This window comes from Sandarakinorhabdus rubra, from assembly GCF_010994245.1.
In the GTDB taxonomy this organism is placed as follows: Bacteria; Pseudomonadota; Alphaproteobacteria; order Sphingomonadales; family Sphingomonadaceae; genus Sandarakinorhabdus; species Sandarakinorhabdus rubra.
Genome location: NZ_WMHO01000253.1, coordinates 1 through 3,280, shown reverse-complemented (window position 1 = coordinate 3,280; position 3,280 = coordinate 1). Strand labels below are relative to the sequence as shown.

Annotated in this window: 4 protein-coding genes; all 4 read left to right on the top strand. The window is 68.8% G+C overall.

The genetic code is table 11. From position 1 onward, the window contains the following. A partial coding sequence (locus GJV64_RS12810) for an efflux RND transporter permease subunit (RefSeq protein WP_164157693.1) occupies positions 1–913 on the top strand: 913 nt, incomplete at its 5' end. Positions 914–961: 48 nt separating this feature from the next. Continuing rightward, positions 962–2,173 carry an O-succinylhomoserine sulfhydrylase gene (metZ, locus tag GJV64_RS12805; RefSeq protein ID WP_164157690.1) on the top strand — a complete coding sequence of 404 codons (1,212 nt, stop codon included), beginning with the start codon at positions 962–964 and terminating at the stop codon, positions 2,171–2,173. Continuing rightward, positions 2,170–2,586, top strand: a complete 417-nt coding sequence (gene apaG / locus GJV64_RS12800) for a Co2+/Mg2+ efflux protein ApaG (RefSeq protein ID WP_164157688.1) — start codon at positions 2,170–2,172, stop codon at positions 2,584–2,586. The genes metZ and apaG overlap by 4 nt, the downstream gene beginning before the upstream one ends. A 31-nt stretch (positions 2,587–2,617) precedes the next feature. Beyond that, on the top strand, positions 2,618–3,280 hold a 663-nt coding region (locus tag GJV64_RS12795), incomplete at its 3' end, for a LysR family transcriptional regulator (protein ID WP_164157686.1).

The following is a 3,280-nucleotide window of genomic DNA, read 5'->3' as shown; positions in this document are numbered from 1 at the left end:
CGCGCCGCGCCGCGCGCTGCGGCTGGCGCTGGCCGGCGAGACGGCGGGTCGCTTCCGCGATGTCGAAGGCGACAGCTACAATGTGGTGGTGCGGCTGCCGCTTGCCGAGCGGCACGACGTGGCAGCGCTGGACAAGGTCTATGTGCAGGGCAGCCGCGGCGCGGTCCCCCTGCGCGAGATCGCCACGCCCTATCTCGATTCGGCGCCGCCGCAGATCAGCCGGCTGCGCCAGAACCGGGTGGTCTTCATCGATTGCCAGGTCGCCGATGGCTATCTCACGGCCAAGGTGAACAAGGCGGTGATCGATGCGCTGCAGACGCAGGTCAAGCTGACCTATGGCTATCGCTGGGAAGTGGGCGGCGAGGCGGAAACGGCGCAGCGCAGCTTTGGCGGGCTGGGGCCGATCATCGCGCTGGCGGTGTTCGGCATCCTCGCCGTGCTGGTGATCGAATTCGGCCGCTTCCGCGAAACCCTGGTGGTGGCCGGCGTCATACCGCTGGGCCTGTTCGGTGGGCTGGTGGCCCTGTTCCTCACCGGCAACAGCCTCTCCTACACCGCGGTCATCGGCTTCGTCGCGCTCATCGGCATCGAGATCAAGAACAGCCTGCTGCTGGTTGATTTCACCACCCAGCTGCGCGCCGCCGGGCGGGGCCTGCGCGACGCCATCGAGGAAGCCGGCGAGGTGCGCTTCCTGCCGGTGCTGCTCACCAGCGTCACCGCCATCGGCGGCCTGTTGCCGCTCGCCCTGTCCGGCTCGGGCCTCTACAGCCCGTTGGCCTGGGTGATCATCGGCGGCCTGATCTCCTCCACGCTCTTGTCCCGCGTGGTGACGCCGGTCATGTATCTGCTGATCATCCGGGGCGCTGCTGAGCGCAGGGCCGAACCATCGCCGGGTGACGCTTTGGCAACATAGGGTCGCGCTCGATTGCGCCTGTCGGCGCGCCCGTCTATCGCAGGCGCCATGAAGCGCTTGAGCGGACAAGACCCTGACATCGTGAAGGCGTGGCGCCCCGCCACGCAAATGGTGCGTGGCGGCACCATGCGCACCGATGTCGGCGAGACCTCCGAAGCGATCTTCCTCACCTCCGGCTATTGCTATGACACGGCCGGGGAGGCCGCCGCTCGCTTCCGCGGCGAGCGGCCGGGCATGACCTACAGCCGGTTGCAGAACCCCACGGTCGAGATGTTGGAGCAGCGCATCGCCCTGATCGAAGGGGCGGAGGCCGCGCGCGCCACCGCCACCGGCATGGCGGCGATGACCGGCATGCTGCTCTCCACCCTGTCGGCCGGCGATCACCTGGTGGCCGGCCGCGCCCTGTTCGGATCGTGCCGCGTGCTGGTCGATACCATCCTGCCGCGCTTCGGCATTGAAACGACCACGGTCGATGCCCGCGACGTGGACGCGTGGGCAAAGGCCCGTCGGCCCAACACCAAGGCCTTTTTCCTGGAAACCCCCACCAATCCCGGCCTCGACCTGTGCGATATCAGGGCCATCGCCGACATCGCCCACGATGCCGGCGCACTGGTGATGGTGGACAATGCCTTTGCCTCGCCGGTGGTGCAGCGCCCGCTGGAGCATGGCGCCGACATCGTTGCCTATTCCGCCACCAAGCTGATGGACGGGCAGGGGCGGGTGCTGGCCGGCGCCGTGGTGGGCAGCGAGAAATGGGTGAACGAGACCTACCTGGCCTTCGCCCGCCACACCGGCCCCAATCTGTCGCCGTTCAACGCCTGGGTGGTACTGAAGAGCCTGGAAACGCTCGAACTGCGGGTGCGCCGCCAGTGCGAGAATGCCGCTGCCGTGGCGCAGGCGCTCGAAGGCCGGGTGCCGCGCCTTGTCTATCCGGGCCTCGCCAGCCATCCGCAGCATGATCTGGCCCGCCGCCAGATGAGCGCCGGCGGCACCATCATTGCGCTGCACCTCGATGGCGGCCGCGCGCAGGCCCATGCGCTGCTGGATGCGCTCTCGCTCATCGACATTTCCAACAATCTCGGCGATTCTCGCAGCCTGATGACTCACCCTGCCTCCACCACCCATGCCTCCGTGTCGGAAACCGTGCGCGCCGAAATGGGCATCGGGGAGGGCATGCTGCGCCTGTCCATCGGCCTCGAAGATCCGGCCGACCTGATCGACGATCTCGATCAGGCGCTGCGGGCAGCCGGCGTTTCATGAGCGTGATCGGGCAGATCTTTCCGTTCGCCGCCACCACCGGCGCCATCACTGTGCGGGTCGCCCCGCATTATCTGCCCGAACAGTCCGATCCCGATCGCGGCTATCATGTCTGGTCCTATCATGTGCGGGTGGAAAATGCCGGCGCCGCGGCGGTGCGGCTGATGGCCCGGCGCTGGCTGATCACCGATGGCGAAGGCCGCATCGAGGAGGTGGTGGGCGATGGCGTGGTGGGCGTGCAGCCGCTGATCGCGCCGGGTGGTGCCTATGACTATGTCTCGGGCTGCCCGCTCGGCACGGCATCCGGCCGCATGGAAGGCCGCTATGTGATGATGGCCGAAGACGGGTCACGCTTCCACGTCGCCATCCCGGCCTTTCCGCTCGATCTGCCGGGCCGCCGCCCACCGGTTCATTGATCGCAGCGTCTGTCGCGGCCACAGTCAGCCCATGAAGCGCACCCATCTGCCATTGAATGCCCTGCGCGTGTTCGAGGCTGCCGCCCGCCACCTGTCGTTCACGCGCGCCGCCGATGAGCTGGCGGTCACGCCGGCCGCCGTGGGCCAGCAGATCCGGGCGCTGGAGGAAACACTGGGCGTGGTGCTGTTCCGTCGCCTCACCCGCAACCTGGAACTGACGCCGGAGGCCGAACAGGCGCTGCCCGCCCTGCAGCGCGGCTTCCTGGCCTTCGAGGAATCGGTGCGGCTGGCGCAGGCCGGGCAATCGAGCCGGGTGCTGAGCCTGGCGGCGCCGCGCGCGCTGGTGGCGAAATGGCTGGCGGCGCGGCTGGCCGACTATGGCCGCGACAATCCGGGCCTGCGCTTTGCCATCACCGCCCACGAGGAGGGCGAGATGGACTTCACCCAGGCCAACCTCGATCTCGCCATCCACTTCGGCAACGAGCCGCAGGCCGAAGGCATCCATGGCCGCACGCTGGGGGACGAACGCCTGCTGACCGTGGCCGCCCCCGGCAGCAGCGCCAACGCCGCCTGCATCGCCCACCCGCTCGATCCCGAAACGCCGTGCGTGGAAAGCGCCTTCACGCTGGCCGATGCCGGGCTGGCCATCGATGCCGCAGCCGCCGGGCTGGGCCGCACGCGGGTGCCGGCGCTG

Bases quoted from the DNA above. Each gene is read 5' to 3' on its own strand.
- metZ (WP_164157690.1), top strand. From the start codon at position 962: ATGAAGCGCTTGAGCGGACAAGACCCTGACATCGTGAAGGCGTGGCGC.
- apaG (WP_164157688.1), top strand. From the start codon at position 2,170: ATGAGCGTGATCGGGCAGATCTTTCCGTTCGCCGCCACCACCGGCGCC.